The 26,692-nt window shown below is 69.1% G+C and carries 29 protein-coding genes; 14 read left to right on the top strand and 15 right to left on the bottom strand.

Annotated features, from left to right (window positions below; translation table 11 throughout):
* On the top strand, positions 1 to 1,590 hold a 1,590-nt coding region (locus tag B3E43_RS12400), incomplete at its 5' end, for an ABCB family ABC transporter ATP-binding protein/permease (RefSeq protein WP_292029945.1).
* On the opposite strand, the gene B3E43_RS12395 is transcribed toward B3E43_RS12400, so the two are convergent.
* The 4 genes from B3E43_RS12395 to B3E43_RS12380 all read right to left on the bottom strand — a co-directional run bounded on the left by B3E43_RS12395 (position 1,578) and on the right by B3E43_RS12380 (position 4,664).
* Entirely contained in the window at positions 1,578 to 2,051 is a 474-nt protein-coding gene (locus B3E43_RS12395) for a chemotaxis protein CheE (protein ID WP_292029944.1), read from the bottom strand. The genes B3E43_RS12400 and B3E43_RS12395 overlap by 13 nt on opposite strands.
* On the bottom strand, positions 2,048 to 2,626 hold the full coding sequence (locus B3E43_RS12390) for a response regulator (protein ID WP_292029942.1): 579 nt from the start codon (positions 2,624 to 2,626) through the stop codon (positions 2,048 to 2,050). The genes B3E43_RS12395 and B3E43_RS12390 overlap by 4 nt, the downstream gene beginning before the upstream one ends.
* A 104-nt stretch (positions 2,627 to 2,730) precedes the next feature.
* A complete protein-coding gene (locus tag B3E43_RS12385) occupies positions 2,731 to 3,681 on the bottom strand; it encodes an acetyl-CoA carboxylase carboxyltransferase subunit alpha (RefSeq protein WP_292029939.1) in 951 nt (316 codons plus the stop codon).
* 83 nt (positions 3,682 to 3,764) lie between these two features.
* Entirely contained in the window at positions 3,765 to 4,664 is a 900-nt protein-coding gene (locus B3E43_RS12380; RefSeq protein ID WP_292029937.1) for a site-specific tyrosine recombinase XerD, read from the bottom strand.
* 110 nt (positions 4,665 to 4,774) lie between these two features.
* On the opposite strand from B3E43_RS12380, the gene B3E43_RS12375 reads away from it, so the two are divergent.
* The 3 genes from B3E43_RS12375 to B3E43_RS12365 are packed head-to-tail and all read left to right on the top strand — an operon-like array spanning position 4,775 to position 7,043.
* Positions 4,775 to 5,341, top strand: a complete 567-nt coding sequence (locus tag B3E43_RS12375; protein ID WP_292029935.1) for a shikimate kinase — start codon at positions 4,775 to 4,777, stop codon at positions 5,339 to 5,341.
* Positions 5,338 to 6,444 carry a 3-dehydroquinate synthase gene (gene aroB / locus B3E43_RS12370; protein WP_292029933.1) on the top strand — a complete coding sequence of 369 codons (1,107 nt, stop codon included), beginning with the start codon at positions 5,338 to 5,340 and terminating at the stop codon, positions 6,442 to 6,444. Before B3E43_RS12375 ends, aroB begins: the two co-directional genes overlap by 4 nt.
* A gap of 11 nt (positions 6,445 to 6,455) precedes the next feature.
* Positions 6,456 to 7,043, top strand: a complete 588-nt coding sequence (locus B3E43_RS12365) for a GNAT family N-acetyltransferase (protein ID WP_292029953.1) — start codon at positions 6,456 to 6,458, stop codon at positions 7,041 to 7,043.
* On the opposite strand, the gene B3E43_RS12360 is transcribed toward B3E43_RS12365, so the two are convergent.
* Positions 7,040 to 7,447 carry an MliC family protein gene (locus B3E43_RS12360; protein ID WP_292029931.1) on the bottom strand — a complete coding sequence of 136 codons (408 nt, stop codon included), beginning with the start codon at positions 7,445 to 7,447 and terminating at the stop codon, positions 7,040 to 7,042. The genes B3E43_RS12365 and B3E43_RS12360 overlap by 4 nt on opposite strands.
* A 40-nt stretch (positions 7,448 to 7,487) precedes the next feature.
* Positions 7,488 to 7,973 (bottom strand): tRNA adenosine(34) deaminase TadA, encoded by a 486-nt coding sequence (gene tadA, locus B3E43_RS12355; protein ID WP_292029929.1) that lies wholly within the window; start codon positions 7,971 to 7,973, stop codon positions 7,488 to 7,490.
* Between tadA and B3E43_RS12350 the strand changes: the two genes are divergently transcribed.
* The 4 genes from B3E43_RS12350 to B3E43_RS12335 all read left to right on the top strand — a co-directional run bounded on the left by B3E43_RS12350 (position 7,962) and on the right by B3E43_RS12335 (position 11,414).
* Complete coding sequence (locus B3E43_RS12350; protein WP_292029927.1) at positions 7,962 to 9,494, top strand: pseudouridine synthase; 1,533 nt, start codon at positions 7,962 to 7,964, stop codon at positions 9,492 to 9,494. The two genes, tadA and B3E43_RS12350, sit on opposite strands and share 12 nt — an antisense overlap.
* Positions 9,495 to 9,497: 3 nt before the next feature.
* Positions 9,498 to 10,079, top strand: coding sequence for a 16S rRNA (guanine(966)-N(2))-methyltransferase RsmD (rsmD, locus tag B3E43_RS12345; RefSeq protein WP_292029925.1), 582 nt, complete (start codon positions 9,498 to 9,500; stop codon positions 10,077 to 10,079).
* A 33-nt stretch (positions 10,080 to 10,112) separates the two neighbouring features.
* Complete coding sequence (locus B3E43_RS12340; protein ID WP_292029923.1) at positions 10,113 to 11,138, top strand: Kelch repeat-containing protein; 1,026 nt, start codon at positions 10,113 to 10,115, stop codon at positions 11,136 to 11,138.
* Between the two features lie 87 nt (positions 11,139 to 11,225).
* Positions 11,226 to 11,414 carry a hypothetical protein gene (locus B3E43_RS12335; RefSeq protein WP_292029921.1) on the top strand — a complete coding sequence of 63 codons (189 nt, stop codon included), beginning with the start codon at positions 11,226 to 11,228 and terminating at the stop codon, positions 11,412 to 11,414.
* A gap of 2 nt (positions 11,415 to 11,416) precedes the next feature.
* Here the strand turns inward: B3E43_RS12335 and mutL are convergent, their stop codons facing one another.
* From mutL to B3E43_RS12320, 3 genes are all read right to left on the bottom strand, one after another.
* A complete protein-coding gene (gene mutL, locus B3E43_RS12330) occupies positions 11,417 to 13,279 on the bottom strand; it encodes a DNA mismatch repair endonuclease MutL (RefSeq protein WP_292029919.1) in 1,863 nt (620 codons plus the stop codon).
* Positions 13,280 to 13,372: 93 nt separating this feature from the next.
* The gene (locus tag B3E43_RS12325; RefSeq protein WP_292029918.1) at positions 13,373 to 14,761 is read right to left on the bottom strand and encodes a serine hydrolase; all 1,389 of its coding nucleotides are present in this window, start codon (positions 14,759 to 14,761) and stop codon (positions 13,373 to 13,375) included.
* Between the two features lie 192 nt (positions 14,762 to 14,953).
* Positions 14,954 to 16,843 carry an ABC-F family ATP-binding cassette domain-containing protein gene (locus B3E43_RS12320; protein WP_292029915.1) on the bottom strand — a complete coding sequence of 630 codons (1,890 nt, stop codon included), beginning with the start codon at positions 16,841 to 16,843 and terminating at the stop codon, positions 14,954 to 14,956.
* A gap of 144 nt (positions 16,844 to 16,987) precedes the next feature.
* Here B3E43_RS12320 and ndk point away from each other — a divergent pair, with 144 nt between their 5' ends.
* Together ndk and B3E43_RS12310 are read left to right on the top strand one after the other, a co-directional pair.
* Positions 16,988 to 17,407 carry a nucleoside-diphosphate kinase gene (gene ndk / locus B3E43_RS12315; RefSeq protein ID WP_292029914.1) on the top strand — a complete coding sequence of 140 codons (420 nt, stop codon included), beginning with the start codon at positions 16,988 to 16,990 and terminating at the stop codon, positions 17,405 to 17,407.
* Positions 17,408 to 17,495: 88 nt separating this feature from the next.
* Positions 17,496 to 18,146, top strand: coding sequence for a YoaK family protein (locus B3E43_RS12310; RefSeq protein ID WP_292029911.1), 651 nt, complete (start codon positions 17,496 to 17,498; stop codon positions 18,144 to 18,146).
* A 2-nt stretch (positions 18,147 to 18,148) separates the two neighbouring features.
* On the opposite strand, the gene purN is transcribed toward B3E43_RS12310, so the two are convergent.
* Positions 18,149 to 18,742, bottom strand: a complete 594-nt coding sequence (gene purN / locus B3E43_RS12305) for a phosphoribosylglycinamide formyltransferase (RefSeq protein ID WP_292029908.1) — start codon at positions 18,740 to 18,742, stop codon at positions 18,149 to 18,151.
* Positions 18,742 to 20,112, bottom strand: a complete 1,371-nt coding sequence (locus B3E43_RS12300; protein WP_292029906.1) for a M20/M25/M40 family metallo-hydrolase — start codon at positions 20,110 to 20,112, stop codon at positions 18,742 to 18,744. Before B3E43_RS12300 ends, purN begins: the two co-directional genes overlap by 1 nt.
* A 137-nt stretch (positions 20,113 to 20,249) precedes the next feature.
* On the opposite strand from B3E43_RS12300, the gene B3E43_RS12295 reads away from it, so the two are divergent.
* The gene (locus tag B3E43_RS12295; protein ID WP_292029904.1) at positions 20,250 to 20,720 is read left to right on the top strand and encodes a hypothetical protein; all 471 of its coding nucleotides are present in this window, start codon (positions 20,250 to 20,252) and stop codon (positions 20,718 to 20,720) included.
* Here the strand turns inward: B3E43_RS12295 and purM are convergent.
* Positions 20,717 to 21,754, bottom strand: a complete 1,038-nt coding sequence (gene purM, locus B3E43_RS12290; RefSeq protein ID WP_292029901.1) for a phosphoribosylformylglycinamidine cyclo-ligase — start codon at positions 21,752 to 21,754, stop codon at positions 20,717 to 20,719. The two genes, B3E43_RS12295 and purM, sit on opposite strands and share 4 nt — an antisense overlap.
* 80 nt (positions 21,755 to 21,834) lie before the next feature.
* Between purM and rnd the strand changes: the two genes are divergently transcribed.
* Complete coding sequence (gene rnd / locus B3E43_RS12285) at positions 21,835 to 22,983, top strand: ribonuclease D (protein WP_292029898.1); 1,149 nt, start codon at positions 21,835 to 21,837, stop codon at positions 22,981 to 22,983.
* A 4-nt stretch (positions 22,984 to 22,987) separates the two neighbouring features.
* On the opposite strand, the gene B3E43_RS12280 is transcribed toward rnd, so the two are convergent.
* Together B3E43_RS12280 and B3E43_RS12275 are read right to left on the bottom strand one after the other, a co-directional pair.
* A complete protein-coding gene (locus tag B3E43_RS12280) occupies positions 22,988 to 23,563 on the bottom strand; it encodes a phosphohydrolase (protein WP_292029896.1) in 576 nt (191 codons plus the stop codon).
* 4 nt (positions 23,564 to 23,567) lie between these two features.
* The gene (locus tag B3E43_RS12275; RefSeq protein ID WP_292029895.1) at positions 23,568 to 24,032 is read right to left on the bottom strand and encodes a peptidylprolyl isomerase; all 465 of its coding nucleotides are present in this window, start codon (positions 24,030 to 24,032) and stop codon (positions 23,568 to 23,570) included.
* A gap of 67 nt (positions 24,033 to 24,099) precedes the next feature.
* On the opposite strand from B3E43_RS12275, the gene B3E43_RS12270 reads away from it, so the two are divergent.
* Positions 24,100 to 24,810: an RlmE family RNA methyltransferase gene (locus tag B3E43_RS12270; RefSeq protein ID WP_292029892.1), complete on the top strand. Its 711-nt coding sequence runs from the start codon at positions 24,100 to 24,102 to the stop codon at positions 24,808 to 24,810.
* Here the strand turns inward: B3E43_RS12270 and B3E43_RS12265 are convergent.
* On the bottom strand, positions 24,807 to 25,346 hold the full coding sequence (locus B3E43_RS12265) for a DUF2061 domain-containing protein (protein ID WP_292029890.1): 540 nt from the start codon (positions 25,344 to 25,346) through the stop codon (positions 24,807 to 24,809). The genes B3E43_RS12270 and B3E43_RS12265 overlap by 4 nt on opposite strands.
* Before the next feature lie 140 nt (positions 25,347 to 25,486).
* On the opposite strand from B3E43_RS12265, the gene guaB reads away from it, so the two are divergent.
* Positions 25,487 to 26,692 (top strand): IMP dehydrogenase (gene guaB / locus B3E43_RS12260; RefSeq protein ID WP_292029887.1); only part of this gene is annotated, 1,206 nt, incomplete at its 3' end.

The following is a 26,692-nucleotide window of genomic DNA, read 5'->3' as shown; positions in this document are numbered from 1 at the left end:
ACCGTGGGCTGGGCGTTCGTGCGGCTGCTCTCCGCCATCGCACCCAACGCCTCGGATGTCGTCTTCGCCCCGGTGCGCTCGGCGGCCCAGCGACGGGCAGCGACCGAGACCTTTGCCCATGCGCTCAGTCTTTCGCTCGACTTTCACCAGACGAAGCGGTCGGGTTCACTGTCGCGGACCATGGATCGCGGCTCGCGGGCGGTCGACTTCCTGCTGCGCATCCTGGCTTTCAACCTGATCCCCACCGGCGTTGAGCTGGTGCTGGCGGCGGGGGTGCTCGGCGCGCGATACGACTGGCGGTTCGGCGCGGTAGCGGTGGCGGTGGTCGCCGTCTACGCCGCCTCGACCTTCGCCCTGGCCAATTGGCGGCTGGAGCACCGGCGCGAGATGAACGCCGCCGACACCGAGGCGGCGGGCGTCTCGGTCGACGCCCTGTTGAACTATGAAACGGTCAAGTCCTTCGGAGCCGAGGCGCGGGCCGCCGGGGCCTATGACCGGGCGCTGGGCGACTACACCCGCGCAGCCCTCAAGGCCAACAGCTCGCTGGCCCTGCTGAACATCATCCAGGCCGTGGTCATGAACATTGGCCTCGCCGTCATGGCGGTCATGGCAGGGTTCGAGGCGGCCGCCGGCCGGATGGGGCCGGGCGACGTCATGGCGGCGGTGCTGATCATGATCTCCCTCTATGCGCCTCTGAACATCCTGGGCTTTGCCTATAGGGAGATCCGGCAGTCCTTCATCGACATGGAGGAGATGCTCAAGGTGACGCGTCAGACGCCGCAGGTCGCGGACGCGCCGGACGCCGTCCCGCTGCCGCGTCCGACAGACGCGAACGGAGCCTCGCTGGTCTTCGAGGGTGTAGGGTTCCGTCACGACTCCCGCGCCAATGGCTTGGAAGACGTCAGCTTCATCGCGCCGCCGGGCACCACCACGGCCCTCGTCGGGGCGTCAGGGTCGGGCAAGTCCACCATCGTCAAACTGGCCCTGCGGCTGCTGGACCCGCAGGAGGGCCGGGTGCTGATCGACGGGCTGGACGCGCGGCAGGTCACCCAGACCTCGCTTCGCGCCGCCGTCGCCCTGGTGCCGCAGGATGTCGCCCTGTTCAACGACAGTATCCGGTCCAACATCGGCTTCGCCCGGCCCGATGCCGACGAGGCCGCCATCTGGGCCGCGGCGGAGGCGGCCGAACTGGCCGACTTCATCCGCGAACTGCCCGAGGGCATGGAGACCCGCGTCGGCGAGCGCGGCCTGAAACTGTCAGGCGGTGAACGGCAGCGGGTCGGCATCGCCCGCGCCCTGCTGGCCGATCCGTGCATCCTGATTCTCGACGAGGCCACCAGCGCGCTGGACAGCCGCACCGAGGCCGCCATCCAGAGGACGCTGCGCAAGGCCCGGACCGGCCGGACCACACTGGTGGTCGCGCACCGGCTGTCGACCATCGCCGACGCCGACCAGATTCTGGTTCTGAAAGCCGGAAGGATCGTCGAGCGCGGCGCGCACCACGAACTGGTGGCGCATCTGGGCGGGGAGTATGCGGCCCTTTGGCGGAAGCAGACGCGCGGCGCGCGGACGGAGCGTCAGCCGGTCTGAGCCAGCTTCCGCTCTATGACCTCGTTGAGGCTGTCGAGAATGCGGGCCCGTTCCTCGGTCGCCTCCAGCGGCAGGTTCTGCAGCAGCCGAAGTGACCGGGCGTGGACGGTGACGATGCGCCAGTCGAAGGGTTGCTCCGGGTCGATCGCGCCGATCAGATCGCACAGGCCGGCCGCCGCGCGACACAGGTCGAACAGTTCGAACGGGCCGGCGGCGTCTATGAGCGTGGTCGCGGCGCGGTAGGCCTGATCCAGTCGCGCGGGCGTTTCCTCGCGAGATGAGGGAGCCGGCACCGCTTCCAGGGCGCTTATTCCGGACTCGATAACCGCCAACGCCTGCCCGCGCATCGATTCGATATTGGCGCGGGCCTGGGCCAGGGCGACGCCGACGCTGACGCCACCGGCCGAGTCGATCATCGTCGCCAGGTTCGATTTGCGGCGAGGGTGGGTGATGACGGTCAAACGGTCTCTCCCTCGGTCGATGCAGCGTCTTTCGCCGCTTCGAATTCGCGTTTCCGGATCAGGTCCGCGCGGCGTTCTTCAGGGGGCGAGGGGGTGGTGCGGAAGCGGCGATCCGGCCCGAAATAGTCGCCGATCTCAAGGAACGGCCGGCTGTCCCGCGCGACCCAGACGATCCGCTCCAGCAGGATGGTCGCGCTGAAGGGCTTGGTGATGATGAAGCTGGCGCCGCAATCCCGGGCCTCGGCCACGCGCGGCCGGCGGATGTGGGCGGCCGTCATGATCACCGGCACAAAGGCGTTCGGATCCAGGCCGGAGCGGCGCAACCAGCGAACCAGTTCAAAGCCGTCGATTCCGGGCATGTCGCAGTCGACCAGAAGCAGGTCGACGTTCTGTTCCTTGAGGATGTCCATGGCTTCCGCGGCGCCCTGGCAGGTGTGCCGGGGGCGAATGCCGAATCCCATCAGGGACTGGGTGGTCAGTTCGAGAGCAAAAGGCGAATCGTCCACGACCATGGTGACCGCGCCGCTCAGATTGATCACCGCGCTCTTGCGTAGCGCCTCGCCGAGGGCGCTCATTGCAGACGCCGCCGCAGGCAGGAAGACCGAAAAGCGTACATCCAGCGACGCTCGCAGTTTCCGGTAGAAGAGTGATTAACGCGACAGATTCGCCGGTCGCTCGCTTAACCCGCGCGGCCAATGGCGTAAAAGCGGTCTGCCCGCGCCTTGCGTAGCTGGTCCGGCGTCAGACCCGACAGCGCAGCCAGTTCTTCGGCCAGCACGTCGCCGACGGCGGCGATGGCGGCTTCGCGGTCAGCGTGCGCGCCGCCGACCGGTTCGGGAATGATCCGGTCCACGATCTTCAGCTCGACGAGGTCGGGGGCGGTGATCTTCATGGCCATGGCCGCATCGCGGGCGCGGGCTCCGTCGCGCCACAGAATGCCGGCCGCGCCTTCGGGCGAGATCACCGAATAGATCGAATGTTCGAGCATCAGCACGCGGCCCGCGGCGGCGATGGCGATGGCCCCGCCCGAGCCGCCTTCACCGGTGATGGTGGCGATAGAGGGCACGCCCAGGGTCAGGCAGCGTTCGGTCGAGCGGGCGATGGCCTCGGCCTGGCCGCGCTCTTCGGCGCCAAGGCCGGGGTAGGCGCCGGCAGTGTCCACGAAGGTCAGGACCGGCAGGCCGTAGCGCTCGGCCAGATCCATCAGTCGCACCGCCTTGCGGTAGCCCTCGGGCCGGGCCATGCCGAAATTGTGCACGACGCGGGTCTGGGTGTCGTGGCCCTTCTCGTGGCCCATCAGCACCACGGGCGCGCCGCGGAACCGCGCCAGCCCGCCCAGAATGGCCTGATCGTCGCCGAACTGCCGGTCGCCCTTGAGCTCGACGAAGTCGGTGAACAGTCCCTCGACATAGTCGACGAAATGCGGCCGCTGCGGGTGGCGCGCGACCTGGGTCTTCATCCACGGGTCGAGGCTGGCGTAGGTCTTGCGGCGGAGTTGCTCGGCCTTCTTGCGCAGCTGATCGACCTCGGCGTCGAACGAGCCGGAGGTCGCGGAGAGCAGGTTCAGCTCCTCGATCTTCGCCTCCAGATCGGCGATCGGCTTTTCAAACTCGAGGTAGTGCACGGCCATAAGGCGTCCGGAACAGGCGCGCCGCGTGGCGCATCGGAAGGCGGCGGAACCTAGTCAGGTCAACGCCGGGGAGCAAGCGCGGTTCACTCATCCCTCGCCAGGGGGTGCTTGTCACGCACCACCTGGGCCAGACGGTCGGTGGCGACGTGGGTGTAGATCTGGGTCGTGGCGATGTCGGCGTGGCCCAGCAGGGTCTGGACCACGCGCAGGTCGGCCCCGCCCTCCAGAAGGTGGGTGGCGAAGGCGTGGCGCAGGACGTGGGGGCTGACCCGGGCCGGGTCGATGCCGGCATCCACAGCGGCCTGATCCAGCAGCTGGGCGAAGCGGCGGGGGGTGAGGTGCCCCTTGGCCGAGGCCGAGGGAAACAGCCAGGGACTGTCGGGAGCCTTTTCCGGACGGTCGGCGTCGCGGGCGATCAGCCAGACCTTCACCGCCTCGCGCGCCGGGGCGTTAAGCGGGGCGAGCCGCTCCTTGCCGCCCTTGCCGCGCACGATCAGGAAGGCGGGGTCGCGCCGGACGGCCTCGACCCTCAGTCCCAGAAGTTCCGAGACGCGCAGGCCCGAGGCGTAGGCCAGCTCCACCAGCGCCACCATCCGGACGCCCGCCGCCCCATCGTGGGTCGCGGCCGCGGTCAACAGCCGCCCGACCTCATCACCGGAGAGCGTTCGGGGCAGGCTGCGGCCCTGTTTCGGCGCATCCAGCCTCCGGGACGGGTCGTCGGCGCGCCAGCCCTCGCCGAGCGCGAAACGGTAGAACTGACGCACAGCCGATCGACGCCGCGCCTGGGTGGCCGGAGACAGGCCGCGGCGGCCCAGATCGGCGTACCAGGCCTCGACCCCCGCCTCGTCGCCGCGCATCAGGCCGCCCGCGATTCCGGCCTCGGCATCGGCCAGATCGCGCCCATAGGCGGACAGGGTATGGGGCGAGGCGTCGCGCTCGACGGCCATCATTTCAAGAAAGGCCTCGACCTGCGGCGTAGTCATGCGCGTGGGCGCTTTGCGAAGGCGGCGCTTGGTGTAGAGGGTGGTCGGGTCATGCCGTGCCTGCCGCCGCCCGCTCCGTCGCCGTCCAGCCGCCTCCCGCGAGGCCGGTCATGAGACCCGTGGCGATCGATGACGAACCGATTCCCGTTCATGATCGCACCATAGCCCTGGTCGGGCTGATGGGCGTGGGCAAATCGACGGTGGGACGCCGTCTGGCCAAACGGCTGGGCCTGCCCTTCGCCGATGGCGACATCGAAATCGAGGCAGCGGCGGGCATGACCGTCTCCGACATCTTCGCACAGCTCGGCGAGTCCGAGTTCCGGGCGGGCGAGGCGCGGGTGCTGAAACGTCTTCTGCAGGGGCCGCGCATGGTGCTGGCGACCGGTGGCGGGGCGGTGCTCAATTCCGAAACCCGGGCCGAGCTCCAGGCGCGCGCCGTCACGGTCTGGATGCGCGCCGACCTCGAAACTGTGGCCAGCCGGGTGCAGCGGCGCGACACCCGCCCCCTGCTGCGCGGTCGCGACCCCCTTGAGGCGTTGAAGGCCATGGCCGAGGTGCGGTATCCCTTCTACGCCTGCGCCGACGTGGTCGTGGACGTGGCCGGCGGCGCCCATGCCGAGGCCGTGGAGGGCATCGTCCGGGCGCTGGAAGCCTATTGGAACGAGGCGGCGGCATGAGCACGGTCATTCCCGTCTCCGGCGACGGCTTTCAGCCCTATGACGTCATCATCGGCCGGGGTCTGCTGCCCGAACTGGGCCGGCGGATCGCCGCCCTGGCCAAGCATCGAACCGTCATCGTCACAGACGAGACCGTCGCCGCCCTGCACGGCCCGGCGGTCCTTGCAGCGCTGGAGGCGGCAGGCGTCCGCGCCCGGCTGCTGACCGTGCCGCCCGGCGAGGCGTCGAAATCCTTCGCCGAACTGGAGCGGGTGATCGATCGGCTGCTGGCCTTTGGTCTCGACCGACGCGATCTGATCGTAGCCCTGGGCGGCGGCGTCGTCGGCGATCTGGCGGGCCTGGCGGCGGCGCTGTTCATGCGCGGCATCGACTTTGTGCAGGTCCCGACAACCCTTCTGGCCCAGGTCGATTCCTCGGTCGGCGGCAAGACGGCGATTGACACCCCCCGCGGCAAGAATCTGGTCGGGGCCTTTCACCAGCCGCGGCTGGTGGTCGCGGACATCGACCTGCTGGCCACCCTGCCGCCGCGCCAGCTGCGCTCCGGTTGGGCCGAGGTGCTGAAGCACGGCCTGATCTGCGACGCGGACTTCTTCGACTGGCTGGCGGGCGAGGGCGCTGGCGGCGCGCAAGGCGACGCCGCCGCCCTGACCCGGGCCGTGGTCCGTTCGGTCGAGATCAAGAGCGCCATTGTCGGCGAAGACGAGAAGGAGGCCGGGCGGCGCGCCCTGCTGAATCTCGGCCACACCTTCGGACACGCCATCGAGGCCGAGCTGGGCTTTGACGAGACGAAGCTGACCCATGGCGAGGCGGTGGCGCTGGGCTGTGCGCTGGCGTTCCGGTTTGCCGCGTCCAGCGGTCTGTGCCCGGGCGCGGATGCGACCCGGGTCGATGCCGTCATCGCGGCAGCGGGCCTGCCGACCCGGCTGGACGCTGTCGGCGCTCTTTCCGCGGAGGGGCTGGTGACCCGAATGGCCGGCGACAAGAAGGCCGAGGGCGGGGGGCTGACCCTGATCCTGGCCCGCGGCGTCGGCGATGCCTTCGTCGACAAGGCCGTGGACCGCGCGGCTGTCAGGGCGTTTCTGAAGGCCGAGGGCGCTTCGTGAGCCGGACCCGGATGCTGCTGGCTGTCGTCCCGCTGGAAAACCGTTTCGTTCGGCTGGAGCCCCTCACGGCTTCGCTGGAAGCCGAGGTGCGCTACGCTCTCGATTGCGATGCGGCGTCCTGGGACATCATGGTCGCCGCCGGCTACGGCCCGCATTTCGACGGCTGGTGGCGATCGGCGTTGAAGGCGATGGAGCAGGGGACGCGCATCGCCTGGGCCGTACGCCGCCTGAGCGACGGCGCGGTGGTCGGTTCGACCAGCCTGTATGAGATCAAGCCCGACTACCGCCGCTGCGAGATTGGTTCGACCTTCTACCGCCCCGAGGCGCGCGGGGGTCCGGTGAATCCGTCGTGCAAGCGGCTGCTGCTCGGCCACGCCTTTGACGGTGGCGCGGTCCGGGTGGAGATACTCACCGACGCCATCAATCCGGGCAGTCAGGCCGCGATCCGCAAGCTGGGCGCGCGCGATGAGGGGGTGCTGCGCAAGCACAAGATCACCTTCAAGGGCCGCATCCGCGACACCGCCCAGTTCGCCGTGCTCGACGACGACTGGCCCGAGGTCCGGGCTCGGCTCGATGCCAGGCTGGCGGCGTTCGGCTAGTCGACGGCCCGGCAGTCGGTGGGCGGGCGCCCGTCCGAGGTCCAGGTGGCCATGACGCCCTCGCCGCGCAGCTCATAGCCCGACGCCTTGTACCAGATGCCTTCGCTGGCCCGTTCCTGGTACAGGTCGACGGCCTCGCCGCTGGAGTTGCGCACCGTCGCCATCTGGCGCGGATTGTCGAAATCGACCGACAGCCGTTCGCTGTTGTTGCACAGATAGACGGTTCGGATGACCCGGTTGAGGGCCCGGTCCTGGGCCTCGGCCCCCGTCCTGCGACGGGCCGTCTGGGCCTCCTGAGCCCGCTCGCGCACCGAATCCCCGTCCGTCGGAGCATCCTGGGGCTTCTGCCCGCAGGCGGCAGCAGCGAGACAGGACAGGGCGACGACGAGGACCAGGGACTTCATGCGGACTCTCGAACAAGCTGAGCCGTGCGGCCCCGGCGGACTAACGTACATCAGGCGCCGCCGTTCCCTTGCGGCGGGCGCGGAAGAAGGCGCGTAGCAGCTCGCCGCCTTCCGCAGCCAGCACGCCGCCCTCGGCCGTCGGTCGCCAGTGACAGGTCGGCTGGTCGAAGAAGCGGGGGCCGTGCGCCACCGCCCCGCCCTTGGGATCGTCGGCGCCCCAGACGACCCGGCCGATGCGGGCGTGGCTGATCGCGCCGGCGCACATGGCGCAGGGCTCGAGCGTGACATAGAGGGTCAGGCCGGTGAGGCGGTAATTTCCAAGTTTCGCGGCGGCTGCGCGCATGGCCACGATCTCGGCATGGGCGGTCGGATCGTGGGTGTCGATGGGGCCGTTCATGCCCTCGGCGACCACCTCGCCAGTGGATTCGTCGACGATCACGCAGCCCACGGGAGTCTCTCCCGCATCCGCCGCCGCTTGCGCACACGCCAAGGCCATGTGCATGAACCGCTCATCATGGCCAGCCATCCCCGAGACAACGACAAGAAGCCGCGCCCGCGTCAAGACGACAGCCGCGACGCCCCCCGCAAACCCTATGTCAAACGCGTCGAGGGCGCGGATGATCGCGGGCCGCCAAAGGGCGGCAAGTCCTTCGGCAAACCGGGCGGCAAGCCCTTCGCGAAGGACGGCAAGCCGGGTCCGAAGGCTGATGAAGGTCCGAAACGCAGCGAGCGGATCGCCAAGGTCATGGCGCGGGCCGGTATCGCCTCGCGCCGCGAGGTCGAACGGCTGATCGGTCTCGGCAAGGTGGCGGTCAACGGCAAGATCCTCGACACCCCGGCAGTGCTGGTCACGCGTGACGACGTCATCACCGTGGACGGCAAGCCGATCGGCTCGGCCGAGGCGACCCGGGTCTGGCGCTATCACAAGCCCGCCGGCCTGCTGACCTCGCACACTGATCCGGCTGGACGGCCGACCGTCTTCGACGCCCTGCCCAGCGGCCTGCCGCGGGTCCTGTCGGTCGGCCGGCTCGACCTCAATACCGAGGGCCTGCTGCTGTTGACCAATGACGGGGAGCTGAGCCGGGCGCTGGAACTGCCTTCGACCGAACTGGTGCGCCAGTACCGCGCCCGCGCCCGGGGCCGCGTCAGCCAGCTGCAGCTCGATTCGCTCAAGGACGGCGTCACCGTCGACGGCATTCACTATGGCCCGATCGAAGCGACGCTGGACAAGGCCAGGGAGACCGAGGGCAATGCGCCGGCCAATCTGTGGATTAGCGTCTCCATCACCGAGGGCAAGAACCGCGAGGTCCGCAAGGTGCTGGAGCACCTCGGCCTGACCGTGAACCGCCTGATCCGCCTGGCCTATGGTCCCTTCCAGCTGGGCACCCTGCCGATCGGCTCGGTCGAGGAAGTCGGCCCGCGGGTGATCCGCGAGATGCTGGCCCAGCATATCCGGCCCGAGAACCTGCCGACCGGCAATACGGTCTCGACACCCGCGCCGATCCCGGGCCGCCGCACCTCGGCGCCGATCAACAAGGGGGCTTCGGGCTCGGCCATCTCCGATCCGTCGCGCAAGCCCAGCCGGGTCCGCGCCGCCGGAGCCGCCGCTGACGCCGCCGCCGAGCGCGCCGCCCGGCCGCAGAAGAAGCCGGGTTGGGCCAAGGCCGCGCCCAAATTCGAGCACCCGAAGAAGAATTTCACGCCTCGGGCCCGACCTGAAGGCGCCGAGGCTGCCGGCGAACGGCCCAAGCGCGTGTTCAAGCCGCGCGAGGACCAGTTCATCGACCGCCCGCGCGGCGACGCCCGCACCGGCGCCCGGCCTGCGGCGCGATCCGACGACCGTCCGGGGGACAAGCGGCCCTTTGACCGCAAACCGGGCGGCAAGCCGCCGTTCGCGGGCAAGACCGGGGACCGGCCGGGTGGCTTTTCGAAGCCCGCCGGCTCACGCCCCGGCGCCGGTCCGGCTGGTGGACGCGGCAGTCCCCGTCCGGGCGCCGGTCCTGCAGGCGGGCGCGGTTCGCCGCGCGGTCCCCGCTCCAAGGGCTGATCCGTGCGGATTGTCGCAGGCAGTCTGAAGGGCCGGTCGATCGTCGCGCCGGAAGGGCAGGGCACGCGCCCGACCTCTGACCGCGCCCGTCAGGCCGTGTTCAATGTGCTGGAGCATGCCGCCTGGGCGGAGCCGCTCGACGGGATGCGGATCATGGACCTGTACGCCGGTTCGGGCGCGCTCGGCTTCGAGTCCATCAGCCGGGGCGCCGCCTTCGCCCTGTTCGTCGAGACCGACGACGAGGCGCGCGGGGCCATTCGCGAGAACGCCGACGCCTATGGCGTCATGGGGCGCACGCGCGTGCACCGCCGCAGCGCCACGGACCTCGGGCCGCGGCCCGGTTCCGACGGCGAGGCCTTCGACATGGCCTTCCTCGACCCGCCCTATCGCAAGGGTCTGGGAGAGCAGACGCTGCAGCGGCTGCTGGAAGGCAATTGGCTGAAGGCCGGCGCGGTCGTCGTGTTTGAGCGCGGCTCCGACGAACCCGAGATCGACACGCCCGGTTATGAAAGGCTGGACGCGCGCGACTACGGCGCCGCGCGGGTGCTGTTCCTGAGGGTCCGGTCCGACGTCGTGGCGGGATAGGCGGGGACGTTCGCTTCGGGTTAGGCTCGCGCCATGAGCCAGATTGATCGCCGCGCCTTCATCGCCGCCGCCGGAGCCACGGCGGCCGTTCCGTTCGCGGTCAGAGCACAGGAGCCGGCAGCGGGCTGGACGCCAAGGGCGCCGCTGCCCTGGGCGGTGCAGGAGATCTATTGCGCGGTCGCTGGTGGGCGGATCGTCACCGCCGGAGGGCTGCGCCGGCCCGCGCGGGTGACCGAGATCGAGGACCGTACCGGCGTCTATGACCCGGCCGTCGACGTGTGGAGCCAGGGGCCGCGCCTGCCGTCCCCCCGGCACCATCCGATGGTGGTGACCTGCGGCGGCGCGCTGATGATCGTGGGCGGCTATGGCCGGTCCGAGGCCGGGGACTGGACGGCGATGACCGATGTCTGGATGGCGGAGGGCGAGGCGCTGACCGCCGTGGCGTCGCTGCCGGCGCCCCTGGGCGAGAGCGTGGGCGTTGATCTGGGCGGACGGGCGCATCTGGTGACGGGCCGCCGTCCGCTGGGTGCGGCCAACGGTCAGTGGAACGACCAGTCCGATGTGGCGGATCACTGGGCCTATGACCGGAGCGCGGACCGCTGGGAGGCCCTGCGACCAGCGCCGATGGCGCGGAACAGTGCGGCCGGAGCCGTGCTGGACGGTGCGCTGTGGGTCGCCGGCGGGCGCACTGTGACGGGCGGCGGCACCGGGCGGCTGGACCGCTATGATCCGGCGGCTGACCGCTGGGACACTCTGGCGCCAATCCCGGCCTCGCCGGCGACGGGACAGCAGGTCGGCGGCGGCCTGGCCATGGCGGCGGCTGGCGGCAAGCTGGTCGCGTTCGGCGGAGAATGGTTCGCGCCCGGCGGCGGCGGGGTCTTCGCCGAGACCTGGATCTATGATCCGGGCACCGATGGCTGGGCCGCCGGTCCGCCGATGCGGACGCCGCGGCACGGGCTGGCGGCGGCGGCCGTGGACGGCGTGGTCTACGCGATCGCCGGCGGAGAGGTCGTCTCCGGCGGGCGTGCAGGGGGCGTGGTCGAGGCGCTGGTGCCCTGACCGGATTCAGGGGACGTCGTCAGCTTCCGTAGACTTGTGGCCCGCGATCCGTTTGCCATACCGTTGGTATGTCCGTCTGGAGGTCCCATGCGTGCCCGGCGATTCGGTCTGTCACCTGCCCTGATCGGCCTTCTGGCCCTGGTCGTCGTGATTCAGTCGGCGGTGCTTTTCCTGCTGCTCATGGTCCCGGCGGACAAGGACCCGATCCTCGGGACGTTGCGCGAGTCGCAGCTTGTCAGCCGGGTGATTGAAATCTGCCTGCCCGCTGCCGCATAGCGTCAGCGCCGCCCGAACAGCTTCTCCAGATCGGCCAGCTTGAGCTCGACATAGGTCGGGCGGCCGTGGTTGCACTGGCCCGAATGGGGCGTGGCCTCCATTTCGCGGAGCAGGGCGTTCATCTCGGGGGCCGAGAGAACGCGGCCGGCGCGGACCGAGCCGTGGCAGGCCATGGTCCCGCAGACCTCGCCCAGCCGTTCGGACAGGGCGAGGGCCGCGCCGTGTTCGGCGAGGTCGTCGGCGATGTCGCGGATCAGGCCCTGAACGTCGGTGTCGCCGAGCAGGGCGGGGGTCTCGCGGACCAGCACGGCGCCGGCGCCGAAGGGTTCGACGATCAGGCCGAGTTCGGCGAGTTCGTCGGCGCGGGCAGAGACGCGTTCGGCCTCGGCGGGGTCCAGCTCGACGACCTCGGGGGTCAGCAGGGCCTGACGGGTGACCGAACCGCGCGCCATCTGCACCTTCATCCGCTCATAGACGAGGCGTTCGTGGGCAGCGTGCTGGTCGACGACGACGAGGCCGTCGCGCGTCTGGGCCACGATATAGGTGCCGTGTAGCTGGGCCCGGGCTGCGCCGAGGGGGTAGTCGATCAGGTCGGGTGCCGCCGGGGCGGCGTCGGCGGGCCAGCGGTCGTTTGACGCGGGCGCGTAGCCCGGCTCGACGCGGGCCGAACGTTCGTTGAGGCCGGGGATAACCTGGGCATTGGCGCTGGCCGGAGCCGCCCAACCCTGCCAGCCGCTCCAGCCCTGGGCTGAAGGCGAGGAGGGGCTGAAGGCTGGACCGGGCCCGACGCCGGAATGGGGGCGAAATCCCGCCAGCGCGTCTGCGGCCACGGTTGTCGAGGCGCGGTGGCCGGCGGCGGCGAGGGCGTGGCGCAGGGCCCCGACGATCAGGCCGCGCACCAGCGCCGGGTCGCGGAAACGCACCTCGGCCTTGGCCGGGTGGACGTTGACGTCGACGTAGAGCGGGTCGATCTCGAGGAAGAGCACGGCGGCCGGATGGCGATCGCGGGCGAGGAAGTCGGCATAGGCGCCGCGCAGCGCACCCTGCAGCAGACGGTCCTTCACCGGGCGGCCGTTGACGAACAGATACTGGTGGCCCGCGTTGCCACGGCTGTAGGTCGGCAGGCCCGCGTAGCCGGTCAGGCGGACATTGTCCCGTGCCTGGTCGATCAACAGGGCGTTGGCCTCGAAATCGCGGCCCAGCAGGGCGGCCAGTCGCTTCAGCCGCCCGGCGTCGCCCGGGTGTTCGGCGGGCAGGCGCAGGGTCGTCTTGCCGTCGAGATCGAGGGTGAAGGCGACGCCCTCGTGGGCCATGGCCTGACGCTTGATCTCCTCAGAGATGGCCATGGCCTCGGACCGCTCGGACTTCATGAACTTGAGCCGGCCGGGAGTGGCGTAGAACAGGTCGCGGACCTCGACCCGGGCGCCGTGCGGGCCGGGGAAGCCGGCGGGCGCGACCGGCCGCTGGTCGCCGCCCTGGACGGTGATCTGATGGGCGTCGCCGCCTTCACGGGGACGACTGGTGATGGTCAGTCGGGCGACGGAGCCGATCGAGGGCAGGGCCTCGCCGCGGAAGCCGAGGGTCGAAATGCGCAACAGGTCGACATCGCCCGCGTCGTCGGCCTCCAGCTTGGAGGTGGCGTGCCGCTCGACCGCCAGGGCCAGCTGGTCTGCCGCCATGCCGTGCCCGTCGTCGGCGATCAGGATCCGCGTCAGCCCGCCGCCGTCGGCCTGGACCTCGATCCGCGTGGCGCCGGCGTCGAGCGCGTTCTCGACGAGCTCCTTGATGGCGCTGGCCGGGCGTTCGACCACCTCGCCGGCGGCGATGCGGTTGACGGTTTCAGGGGGGAGGCGGCGGATGGGCATGGATTCGCAAGTATGCCGCTTTCCGTCATCCGGAAGTAGCGAAACCCCCGTCGCCCCTCTTCGCATCATCTGCAGAGAGGGGCGCCTTCCGGGTTAGGGCTGCGCAGCCTGTTTCTTCGGCGCCCGACTGTCCCGGCCGCCCTGATGCAGGATCAGGGCATCGACCGCGCCTGCGGCGTCACGGGTGAAGGTCACCTGGGCGTCGACCACGGTCAGGAAGAACCGGCTGTCCGACTGCGCATGCAGCTCGAAGGCGTCCTGACCGGTCGCCTGCGCCATCAGCTTGCCGTCGACGACGGAGATGGTGATGGCGAAGGTCGGCGCGAGTTCATAGACGCCCTCGTAGGCGCGCAGCAGCTCGGGCGCGACGACGACCGCCTGACGCTCGCTGGGCAGGGTGACGGTTTCGCCCCGCGCTAGGGCCATGAGCGAGCCGGCGACCTGGTCCGTCCCGGGGCCGTTCAGATTGCCCAGCACGATGACCGTCATCCGGCGCGCCGGATCCCAGGCCAGATGTGAGTTGAAGCCCTCGATGCCGCCCGAATGCGCGATCGTGGTGTTTCCGCCCGCTTCCCTGACCATCAGACCCAATGCGTACTGGTTGCGGACCGGCGTGGTCAGCAGGGTGAGGGACTCCGGGTTCAGCAGCCGGCCGCCGAACAGGCCCTGCTCCCATTTCAGGAGGTCGCGGGTGGTCGAGTAGAGCGCGCCCGCGCCCTGCGGAATGCTCATGTCCACATAGTCGGCGTTGACGATCCCGGTCTCGGTCGGGGAATAGCCCGAGGCCCGGTGAGGCATGATGGCGGCGTGGCTGTCGTAGCCGCTGTCGTTCATGCCGAGCGGTTGGAACAGGCTCCCCGCGACGAAGTCGGCATAGGACTGGCCGCTCGCCTTCTCGATCACCGCGGTCAGCAGGATGTAGCCGGAGTTGGAGTAACTCCAGCCCTCGCCCGGCTGGAAGGTCAGCGGGTGGTCCCGGAATCGTGCGATCAGGGCCTCGATCGTCGCCGGCAGGGTCTTGGATGCCTGATAGTCGTCGAAGCTGGTGAAATTCGGCACGCCGGAGGTGTGGGTCAGCAGGTGACGGACCGTCACCGCGTCCCAGGCCGCCGGTGCATCCGGCAGATACGTCTTCACCGGCAAGTCGAGATCGACCAGGCCGCGCTCGTGCAGGACCATGATCGCGACGGCGGTGAACTGTTTGGTCACCGATGCCAGCCTGAATTTGGTCTCGCCATCGTTGGGAATGTTCCATTCCCGGTTGGCGAGGCCGTAGCCGCGATCGAGCAACACCTCGCCGTCGCGCGCAACCAGGACTGATCCCGAAAACTCTTCCGTCGCGACGGAGGCCCGCACGATCTCATCCATGCGGTTGACGTCCTGGGCGAGGGCGGGAGCGGCTGAGAGGACGAGCGCGGTCAGGCCGACGAGGGCGAGACGCGCGCGCAGGCCCCGGTTCGTGGAAACGAAAGACTTTGACAATTTGACACCCCTCTGGAGCGTGATCCTTCACGCCGTCGCTGTATGAGGCCGTGTCTGCCGTCTGCGGATGCACCCGGTTGGATGAGGATTTTGTAACGGGGCAGGTGAGCCCCGAACGTGAACCGATCGCTCGCTTTCCCCCGGTCAGCGCCGCGAAGGCGCGGCTTGCCGGAAGATGACGAAAGCGTGGGGTTACGACACCTCCGCCAGCGCCTCTTCCGCCGCAACCCACGCGGCTTCGGCGGCATCCAGATCGGCCTGGGTCTTCGCCCGGGCTCGCGTCAGGCCCTCCAGCGCCTTGGGATTGCTGACCGAAGCGTTGGCCATGTCGTCGTCGATGCGGGCGATCTCGGCGGTCAGCTGGGTCATTCGCTCCTCGGCCTTCTTCACCGCGTGACGCAGGGTTGAAGGTGAAGGGCCTGATTTCTTGTCGTTCTTCTTGCCCTTGTGGTTTGCCGAGGGCGCGGTTGTGACGACGGCTTCTTCCTTGATCTGGCTCGGCTTCACAGCCGCCGCCTTGGCGCGGTCGAGGACGAATTTGGCGTAGTCGTCCATGTCGCCGTCCCACGGCTTGACCGTGCCGTCGGCGGCCAGCCACAGGCGGTCGGCGACCATCTCCATCAGCGAACGGTCGTGGGTGATCAGGATGACGGCGCCGGAATAGTCGTTGAGGGCGTCGAGCAGGGCCCGGCGGCTGTCGATGTCGAGGTGGTTGGTCGGTTCGTCGAGGATCAGGATGTGCGGCGCGTCCATCGCCACCTGGTTCAGCAGCAGGCGGGCGCGCTCGCCGCCGGACAGGCTGGCGACCGTGGTTTCCTGCTTCTCATAGCCGAGGCCCCATTGCGCCAGCTTGGAGCGGCGGGCGCTTTCGGGGGCGTCCGGCATGGCGCGGCGGATGATCTCCAGCGGCGTGTCGGTCGGGTCCATGGCCTCGATCTGGTGCTGGTGGAACCAGCCGACGCGCATCTTGCGGTCGCGGTGCAACTCGCCCTCGGAGACGTTGAGAGCGCCGGCGATCATCTTGGCGAAGGTCGACTTGCCGGCGCCGTTGACGCCCAGCAGGCCGATGCGGTCGTCCAGGTCCATGCGCAGGTTGAGATTGCGCAGGATCGGCTTGCCGGGTTCGTAGCCGACATTGGCGCGCTCAAGCCGGATCAGCGGCGGGGCGAGGGGGCGCGGCGGCGACGGCAGGATGAAGGGGGCGACGCGCTCCTCGATGGTGGTGGCGACCGGCTGCATCTTGGCCAGCCGCTTCATGCGAGACTGGGCCTGGGCGGCCTTGGAGGCCTTGGCCTTGAAGCGGTCGACGAAGGCCTGGAGGTGGGCGCGCTCGGCGTCCTGCTTTGCCTTGGCCGACAGCTGCAGCCGGGCCTTCTCGGCGCGGGCCTTTTCGAACTGGTCGTAGTTGCCCGTGTAGAGGGTCAGATTGCGGTTCGCGAGGTGGAGGATGTGGGTGCAGACCTCGTTCAGCATCTCGCGGTCGTGGGAGATGATCAGGGCCGTGTGGGGGTATTTCTTCAGGCGGGCTTCAAGCCACAGGGCGCCTTCCAGATCGAGATAGTTTGTCGGTTCGTCGAGCAGCAGCATGTCCGGCTCGGCGAACAGGGCCGCGGCCAGGGCGACGCGCATGCGCCAGCCGCCCGAGAATTCCGACATCGGTCGCTGCTGGTTCTCATGGTCGAATCCGAGGCCGACGAGGATTTCAGCGGCGCGGGCGGGAGCCGCGTCGGCCTCGATCTCGATCAGCCGGGTCCAGATCTCGCCCATCTCCTCGGGCTCGGCGGTCTCCAGCCGGCCCAGCAGGCTGTGGCGCTCCTCGTCGGCCTCGAGAATGGTCTCGAGCACGCTGACGGGGGTGGCGGGGTGCTCCTGATCCACGGAGCCGATGCGGGCCGTCTTCGGCAGGCTGATCTCGTCGCCGCCGGCGGCCAGTTCGCCGAGGATCAGCTTGAACAGGGTCGACTTGCCGATGCCGTTGCGGCCCACCAGCCCGACCTTGGAGCCGGGCGGCAGGGAGACGGAGGCGTCCTCGAGGAATTTGCGGCCCCAGGCGTTGAAGGTCAGGTCGGTGATCTGGAGCATGGTCGGTCGTGATCTCGGGCGGCCCCTGACGCATCGAACCGCCTTGCGGCGCGCGAAAGAGGCAAAATTGTGTGGCGGTTGGAAACCGGGGAGGGCGCCGCTATAAGCCCGCGACCTTCAATCTCCCAACAAGAAGTCACTCCCATGACCGAACGCACCTTCTCGATCATCAAGCCCGACGCCACGCGCCGCAACCTGACCGGGGCGATCAACGCCGTGATCGAGGGCGCCGGCCTGCGCATCGTGGCCCAGCGCCGCGTGCATCTGACCGAAGCCCAGGCGAAGAAATTCTACGAAGTCCACGCCGAACGCCCGTTCTACGGCGAGCTGGTCGGCCAGATGACCGCCGAGCCGGTCGTCGTTCAGGTGCTGGAAGGCCCGAACGCCGTCGCCGCCTATCGCGAAGTCATGGGCGCCACCAACCCGAAGGACGCCGCTGACGGCACGATCCGCAAGCAGTTCGCCCTGTCGATCGGCGAGAACTCGGTCCACGGCTCGGACTCGATCGAAAATGCCGGCATCGAGATCGCCCAGTTCTTCACGGACGACCAGATCGTCGGCTAACGGCTCAGGCCCTATCGACTGACAGCGGCCGGATCGGTGACGATCCGGCCGTTTTCGTGTCAGGCTGGGCCTTCACCGGGGAATCGCTGTGAAGGACTACAGCCGCAAGGGCGTGATGCTGGCCGCGACCCTGTCGGCGCTCGCCGGCTATGTCGATGCGGTCGGCTTCATGACTCTCGGCGGCTTTTTCGTCTCCTTCATGAGCGGCAACTCCACCCGGCTGGGCGTCGGCCTGTCGCTCGGAGAGTGGGATCAGGCGGCGATCGCCTTCGGCCTGATCGCCCTGTTCGTGGTCGGGGTGGTGGCCGGGGCCACCGTCGCGCGGCGCTTCGGCGAGGAGCGGCGGTCTGCCGTACTCGCGGTCGAGGCCGTCCTTTTGCTGATCGGCGCGGGCCTGTGCACCGCCGGCTGGCGCGAGCTGGGCATGGTGGCCGTGGTCATGGCCATGGGGGTCGAGAACGCCGTGTTCCAGCGTCAGGGCGATGTCGGGGTCGGCCTGACCTATATGACCGGGACGCTCGTGCGCATGGGGCAGCGGATCGCGACCGCCCTGCACGGCGGGGCACGTTGGGACTGGGTCCCGTTCCTGCTGCTGTGGGCCGGGCTGGCGACCGGCGGCGCGATCGGGGCGATCAGTTTCCTGCGCCTTGACGTGCTGGCGCTGTGGCCGGCGTTCGCGCTGGTCGCGGGATTGGCGCTGGCCGTTCGCGCGGCCGAGGGGCGAGCTTCCCGCGGCTGAACTCAGGCCTGCCGACAGAAGTCTGCCAGTACGCGGGGATAGAGGGCGTGTTCGGCCGCCAGAACCCGCTGCGCCAGCGAGCCCGGCGTGTCGTCGGGCTGGACAGGCACGACGGCCTGACCCAGCACAGGGCCGTCGTCCACGCCCTCGGTGACCAGATGCACCGTGCAGCCGGCCTCGGCGTCGCCGGCGGCGATGGCTCGGGCATGGGTGTCGAGCCCAGGATATTTCGGTAGCAGGCTGGGATGGATGTTCAGCATCCGCCCGGCCCAGCGGCCGACGAGGAAGGGCGTCAGCAGCCGCATATAGCCGGCGAGGGCCACTACCTCGACGCCGTGAGCCTCCAGCACCGTCTGGACGGCGGCTTCATGCGCGGCGCGGTCCCTGCCGAACGGAAGCTGATCGACCACGGCCGCGGGGACGCCCTTGGCCTCTGCGACGGCCAGACCGCCGGCGTCGAGCCTGTTGGACAGAACCACCACCACCTCGAACGGCGCGTCGGCCCGCCGGGCGGCGTCGATGAGGGCCGCCATGTTGGAGCCGGCGCCGGAGATCAGGACGGCGACACGGACGCGGCCGGTTCGGGACTGCGGCATCAGTTGGCCGGGCGAGGGGGAGCCGGGATGAAGGCGCCCGCCGGTCCGGGGAAGACCACCGGGCTTTCGAAGCCGTCGGCGGACACTGACGAGACGCCGAAGAAGAAGTCATCGATGATCACGCCCGGCAGCACCAGTTCTGTCGCGTCGCCGGCCCAGCGGCTGTGGGTCCATTGCGGCGCCGTGGTCGAACGCCACCAGACGCGGTAGCCGGATGCGCCGGGGACAGCGGTCCAGCGCAGGGTGGTGTCCGGCTGGACCGCGCCGGCGATAGTCACCCCGGTTGGCGGCGCCGGGGCGCGAGCCATGGCGGCCATGGTCGCCACGTTCAGGCGGGTCGCCTGGGCCAGATAGTCGAAGTCGACCCCGTCGATCGTATCGCCATAGACCACGCCGTTTTCGCTGCGCAGATCCTGATGCTGCCGGTCGTAGTTCTCGGACCCCTCGGTGATGCGCACGGCGGGAAAGCCGAGGCGCAGGAAGGCGACCTGGTCGCCACCACGGCCGTAGCGGTCTGTGCGATAGATCATCTCGACGTCGAAATTGGTCAGATAGCGGTCGGCGACGCCATCGATGAAGCGGGCCAGGTTGCGCGACGGGGAATCGACCTCGCCGCCATTGTAACGCCGGCTGTCGGCCTCGGCCTGGGTCTCAAGGGTCCGGGTGCCCTCGGCGAAAACACGGATGCGGGTGTTGTCGATGACCCCGCTCTGGCCCTCGATGTTGCCCACCATGTCATTGTTCAGATTGGCCATCACACGCCAGCCACGCTCGCGCGCGTATTCGGCTAGGATGCGGGCGCCGTGCAGGCCCTGTTCCTCGCCGGTCAGGGCGGCGTAGACGAGGGTGGCCGGGAACCGTTCCCTGGACAGCACGCGCGCGGCTTCGATCAGGGCGGCCACGCCCGAGGCGTCGTCATTGGCCCCGGGCGCGTCATCGGTCGCGTTCATGACATCGGTGACGCGCGAATCGAGGTGGCCGGTGATGACGATGACCCGATCCGGATCCGTCGTGCCGCGCTGGATCGCCACGACATTGACCACCTCGGTCGGGTTGGGGATGCGGGGCAGGGCGGTCACCGTCTGGCCGGGAAGGACGACGTCCAGACAGCCGCCGCAGTCCCGCGCAATGGCCTGGAACTCGCGTTCGACCCAGCGACGCGCAGCGCCCACGCCGCGGGTGTCGGAGTCCGTTTCGGACAGGGTGTGACGGGTGCCGAAGCCGACCATGGCCTCGACGTCGGCGCGCAGCCGTTCCGCGCGGACCTCCCCGACAAGACGGTGGATCCGGGCCTCTTCCTGCACCGTCTGGGCCGCGGCGGGGGCCGAAGCCAGGATCGCTCCGGCCAGGGCGATAGACAGCGCACGCATCGGCGACCTCACGGATTACGGAAGGCGCGGACCTTGCCGGGCAGGCGGCGGCGGGTCAACGGGCCGGGTCCACGGCTGACGCTTGCGCTTGGCGACGGCCTCGGAAACAGTGCGCCCGTCGCTCCGGAGTTTCGTCGATGCTTGCCCTCGTCCTCGCCGCCACGCTCGCCGCCAGCCCCGCGCAGTCGCGCGACCTGACCCGCACCGTCCTGACCGACGTCTGCCTGCCCTATGTGACGGGCGAGATCAGCGACATGGCCGGGGTGGAAGTGCTCGGCTTCGTCGAGACGCCCGCGCCGGAGGCCGATACGCGTACATTCCGGAGCGCGGACGAGGCCCATCTGCTGCGTCTGACAACCGAAGGCAGCGTCGCCGACGGCAACCTCAATCGGGTCTGCGTGATACAGGCGCGGCGCGGCGGCTTCGACGGGGCAAGGGCGGCCGTGCTGCCGGTCATGCGTGATCAGGGCTTTGCACCGGAGGCGGGTCTGCCGGCCAATCGTCCGATCTGGACCAAGGGCGGGTTCACCGTGTCCTTGCGCCAGAACCCGGGCGCCGCGGCCCTTGTCCGGGTGACCTTCAGCAGCCTCGACGCCGAAGGCTACTAGGCGGCTTCCAGCTGCCCGCAGACGAAGGCGACCTCGCCGGCGTTCAGCAGGCCGGCCAGCACCGGTTCGGCGTTCTCGGGCGACACGATCAGGATGAAGCCGATGCCGCAGTTGAAGGTGCGGCGCAGTTCGTGATCCGAAATCCCGCCAGTCTCGCCCATCCACTGGAAGACGTGCGGCATCGGCCAGGCGTCCCAGTCGAAGCTGGCCTGCAGGCCGTCGGCGATGCACCGCGGCGGGTTCTCGATCAGACCGCCACCGGTGATGTGGGCCGCGCCCTTGATCAGGCCGGCCTTCATCAGGGGCAGGACCGGCTTCACATAGATGCGGGTGGGCTCCATCAGCGCCTGGGCGAGCGTCCGGTCGCGGGCGAAGGGGGCGTCATCGCCCCAGGCCAGCCCAGACTTCTCAACCACCTTGCGGATGAGGGAGTAGCCGTTGGAGTGCGGGCCCGAGGAGGCGAGGCCGATGATGATGTCGCCGGCCTGCTGGCGGTCCAGATACGGCAGGGCGTGACCGCGCTCGACGGCGCCGAGCGAGAAGCCGGCAAGGTCGTAGTCGCCGCCCTGGTACATGCCGGGCATTTCGGCCGTCTCGCCGCCGACGAGGGCGCAGCCGGCCTGACGGCAGCCCTCGGCGATTCCGGCCACGACGCGCTTGGCGGCGTCGATCTCCAGCTTGCCGGTGGCGTAGTAGTCGAGGAACAGCAGGGGTTCGGCGCCCTGGGCCAGCAGGTCGTTGACGCACATGGCGACCAGGTCGACCCCGACGCCGTCATGGCGTCCGGTCTCGATGGCGATCTTCAGCTTGGTGCCGACGCCGTCGGTGGTGGCGACGATCAGCGGGTCCTCAAACCCGGCCGCCTTGAGGTCGAACAGGGCCCCGAATCCCCCCAGCGAGGCCTCTGCGCCGGGCCGGCGGGTCGATTTCGCCAGCGGCTTGATGGCGTCCACAAGCATTTCACCGGCGTCGATATCCACCCCCGCATCGGCGTAGGTCATGCCGTTGCGCAGGCTGTCGGGGGTGTCGCTCATGGGTCACGGGCCTGAATCAGTGGGCGGATTTCTGCGGCGGCTCTTGCCACAACCGTATCGCGCGGGGCTATAGCATCCGAATGACGCCGATCACCACCACCGAGGTCCTGCGCGAATTCTGCGACCGCCTCGCCAACCAGCCGTTCATCACCGTCGACACCGAATTCATGCGGGAGACGACCTACTGGCCGCGTCTGTGCCTGATCCAGGCCGCGTCGGCCACGGACGCCGCCATTATTGACCCGATGGCAGAGGGGCTGGACCTCGAACCCTTCCTCGACCTGCTGCGTGATCCGAAGATATTGAAGGTCTTCCACGCCGCGCGTCAGGACACGGAAATCTTCGTCAAACTGGGCGCCATGCCCAAGCCGATGTTCGACACCCAGGTGGCCGCCATGGCCGCCGGCTTCGGCGATCAGGTCTCCTATGAGGCGCTGGTCCGCCAGATGCTGCGGCAGGAAGTCGACAAGGGCAGCCGCTTCACCGACTGGGCCCGCCGCCCGCTGTCGGAGGCGCAGCTGGTCTATGCGTTGGGCGACGTCACCCATCTGGCCGCCTTGTATCCCAAGCTGCGCGAGCGGCTGCAGAAGGAAGGCCGTCTGGACTGGGTCATGGCCGAGATGGAGGATCTGACCGATCCGGACCTCTACGACACCGATCCTGAAAAGGCCTGGAAGCGCCTGAAGCCCAAGAAATGGTCGGCGAAATATCTGGCGGCCTTTGTCGCGACCGCGGTCTGGCGCGAGCGCACGGCGCAGGATCGCGACCAGCCGCGCGGCCGCATCCTGAAGGACGAGGCGATTGACGAGATCGCGGCCCAGGGCCCGACCGACCCCGATGCCTTCAACCGCCTGCGTTCGGTGCCCAAGGGCTTCGGCGCCTCGCGCCTCGGGTTGGAGTTGTCGGCGGAGCTGAAGCGGGTGCTGGCGGACCCGGAGGCCCATGCGCCCAAGCTGGACCGCCCGGCCCACAACCAGCCGGCGCCGCCGTCGGTGGTCGAACTGCTGAAGGTGCTGCTCAAGGCCAAGAGCGACAACGCCGGCGTGGCGACCAAGCTGCTGGCCAATGTCGCGGACCTCGAGAAGATCGCGCTCGACGACGAGGCCGACGTCGACGCTCTCAAGGGCTGGCGTCGTCAGCTGTTCGGCGAGGACGCGCTGAAGCTCAAGCGCGGCGAGATCGCCCTGGTGCTGAACGGGGCGCGGGTCGAGGTCGTCGAGATCGAATAGTCGCTCAGGCGGTGAGGGCGGCGATTTCCCGGGTCAGGTTGGCGCGCCCCTGTGCTTCGTACCGGGCGGCCCAAGCTGGATCAGCGAACAGACGCGGGCTTTGCAGGAAACGGCTCATCACGGCGGCGCGTCCGGGCCGGTAGAGCGCCTCCGGCACATGGATGTATTCCTGCCGGATGGCCTCCGCATAGGCGTCATAGCGGGCCGGCTCAGCGCCGAGAATCGACAGGTCGATCGAGACGAGGCGGGCGCCGAGGGTGTCGCCGGCCTCGACTGAATGTCCCGCCGTCAGCAGGATAAGGCGCTCAACCTCCGCGACGAACTCGGGGGCCGCGCCGTCCGCTAGCAGGCGTGCACGCGCCAGCCGGGCGCTTCCGGCCTCGTTGTCATGGCGCGTCGCGTCATAGATCGCGTCGTGAAACCAGATGGCGGCGTCCATCAGCGCCCGCCGGTCGTCGTCCATGTCCGTCGAGGCGGCGACCTGCGCCAGACAGTCCTCGATGTGGACCATGGTGTGATAGCGCCGGTGCGGCTCGCTGTAGCGCGCGATCAGCTCATCGCGAACCGCACCGGAGATCATGGCCTCAGTTCACCGTCGCCTTGACGATCTTGCCCGGCGAGCGGGGCGGTTCGCCCTTGGGCAGGGCATCGACGTGTTCCATGCCTTCGATGACCTCGCCCCAGACGGTGTACTGGCCGTCGAGGAAGGAGGCGTCGTCCAGGCAGATGAAGAACTGGCTGTTGGCGCTGTTGGGGTCCGAGGTGCGGGCCATGGAGCAGACGCCGCGGGCGTGACGCTCTTTCGAGAATTCGGCCTTCAGGTTCGGCTTCTTCGAGCCCGAGGTGCCGGTGCCGGTCGGATCGCCGCCCTGGGCCATGAAGCCGGCTATGACGCGGTGGAAGACGACGCCGTCATAGAAGCCTTCGCTCGCCAGCTCGGTGATGCGGGCGACATGGCCGGGGGCCAGGTCGGGGCGAAGCTTGATGACTACGTCGCGGTCGGCGCCGTCGCCGGTGTCGAGGGAAAAGGTCAGGGTCTGGTCGGCCATCGGCGCGCTCCTTGTGAATTATCGCGGGTCCATAGCCCGCAAACCCGCCGGGGGCTATGTGGATGCGATGACCGACGAAGAAAAGCCCGCTGAACGCCGACGGATGGTGCGCCCGCCCACGGGCGGGACCGCCGCCGGCCGCGGCATGGGCACCAAGATGAAGACGGCGGACACCAAGTCGATGTCCAGCCAGCAGTGGATCAAGCGCCAACTGTCCGACAAATGGTCCGAGCGCGCCCGCGCAGAGGGCTGGCGCAGCCGCGCGGCCTTCAAACTGCTGGAGATCGATGACCGGTTTCATCTGATCAAACAGGGCAGCCGGGTTATCGATCTTGGCGCGGCGCCGGGCGGCTGGGCCCAGGTCGCGGTCAAGCGCGGCGCCGTCGCGGTCGTTGGCGTTGATCTGCTGCCGGTCGAGCCGGTGCCCGGCGCGATCATGATCCAGGCTGACTTCACCCATCCGGGGGTCGATCAGCAGATGATGGACCTGCTGGGCGGCGCGCCCGATCTGGTCCTGTCCGACATGGCTCACAACACCGTCGGCCACCGCCAGACGGATCACCTGAAGATCATCGCCCTGATCGAGATCGCCGCCGACTTCGCCATCCGGACCCTGAAGCCGGGCGGGCATTTCGTGTCGAAGAATTTTCAGGGCGGCGACGCCGGCGGCGTGCTGGCCCGGCTGCGGGCCGAGTTCGAGACGGTCAAATACGTCAAGCCGGAGTCCAGCCGGAAGGACAGCGCCGAGGTGTTTCTCGTGGCGATGAACCGGCGCTAGGCCGAGGCCATCTCCGCCGCCCGGGCCGCCTTGCGCGCCTCGATCCGGGTCCAGACCCGATCATGAACGGTGAAGAAGACCGTCTGCACCAGCGGCTCGATGATGCCGATGGCCAGCGCGACGCGCCAGTTCTGGGTCAGGGCGAAGGCGACGGTCACGGCCACGACGAAATGCATCAGACCGTAGGTTACGGATTTGACCGCGATCTGGCTGAACGAGCGGGGCAGGGCGTGGCTGTGGCCGTGATGGCCATGGGCGCGGGTCTGTTCCTCGGGCGCCATGATCTGCAGGCGGGCGGTGAAGGCTTCGGACGCCTCCTCGAGGCTGGAGAGCATCCGCCGACGCTCTATCCGGTGCCAGACGCGGTCGTGGATGGAATAGGCGATGGTCTGGAAGAAGGGCTCGACCACCCCGACCGCCAGGGCCACCCGCCAGTCGCGCGTGATGGCGAAGGCCACCAGGATGGCGACCACCAGGTGCATCACGCCATAGCTCGCGATCTTGAGCGCGAGGCGGCGGGCGGTGCTGATGAGCATTCGGACCATAGGTCTCCCAGATGTGGGTCGGGCGCCGCATCCGGCAAGCCAATTGTTCTTATCGTGAGGATAAGGCCGGGCGGGCCTTGCCGTTCCGCGCTGCAACACGTTATACGCGGCCCGCAAAACGGAGACTCCTCATGGAGATACGCGAAGGGCTCACCTTCGACGATGTTTTGCTGGAACCCGGCCCGTCCGAGATCATGCCCGCCGAGGCGGACGTCTCCACGAAGCTGACCCGCGACATCAGGCTGAACATCCCGCTGACCTCGTCCGCCATGGACACGGTCACCGAAAGCCGGCTGGCCATCGCCATGGCCCAGGCCGGCGGTCTGGGCATCCTCCACCGCAATATGACGGTCGAGGAACAGGCCGACATGGTCCGCGAGGTCAAACGCTATGAAAGCGGCATGGTCATCAATCCGGTGACCATCACGCCGCAGACGACGCTCGGTGAAATCCGCGCCATCGTGGCCAAGCGGAAGATTTCGGGCTTCCCGGTGGTCGATCCTGAGACCGGCAGGCTGGTCGGCATCCTGACCAACCGCGACATGCGGTTCGACACCGATCCGAATCGCAAGGCCATCGAGCTGATGACCACGGGCGACCTGGTCACCGTGCGCGAGGGCGCAGGACGGGACGAGGCGCGCGCCCTGCTGCGTGACCGCAAGATCGAGCGGGTCATCGTCGTCGACGAGGACTATCGCGCCACCGGCCTGATCACGATGAAGGACATCGAGAAGGCCCAGGCCCACCCCCACGCGGCCAAGGACGATCAGGGCCGGCTGCTGGTCGGCGCGGCCTCGACCGTCGGCGACGCGGGCTATGAGCGGGCCATGGCGCTGGCGGAGGCGGGCGTGGACGTGGTCGTCATCGACACCGCCCACGGCCATTCGATCCAGGTCTCGCGCGTGGTCGAGCGGATCAAGCGCGAGTCCAACCGCATCCAGATCATCGCCGGCAATGTCGCCACCCATGACGCCGCCCGCGCCCTGATCGACGCGGGCGCAGACGCGGTGAAGGTCGGCATCGGTCCGGGCAGCATCTGCACCACCCGCATCGTCGCGGGCGTCGGCGTGCCGCAGCTGACCGCCATCATGGAAGCGGCCCGCGCGGCGAAGGAGTCCGGCGCGCCGGTCATCGCCGACGGCGGCATCAAATATTCGGGCGACCTGGCCAAGGCCATCGCGGCCGGGGCGTCCTGCGCCATGATGGGCTCAATGTTCGCCGGCACGGACGAAAGCCCGGGCGAGGTCTTCCTGTACCAGGGCCGGTCCTACAAGTCGTACCGCGGCATGGGCTCTGTCGGGGCGATGGGGGCCGGCTCGGCCGACCGCTATTTCCAG

It is taken from the genome of Brevundimonas sp. UBA2416 (genome assembly GCF_002343105.1).
In the GTDB taxonomy this organism is placed as follows: Bacteria; Pseudomonadota; Alphaproteobacteria; order Caulobacterales; family Caulobacteraceae; genus Brevundimonas.
The sequence above is the reverse complement of the archived record's forward strand: the minus strand, read 5'-3'. Positions and strand labels throughout refer to the sequence as shown.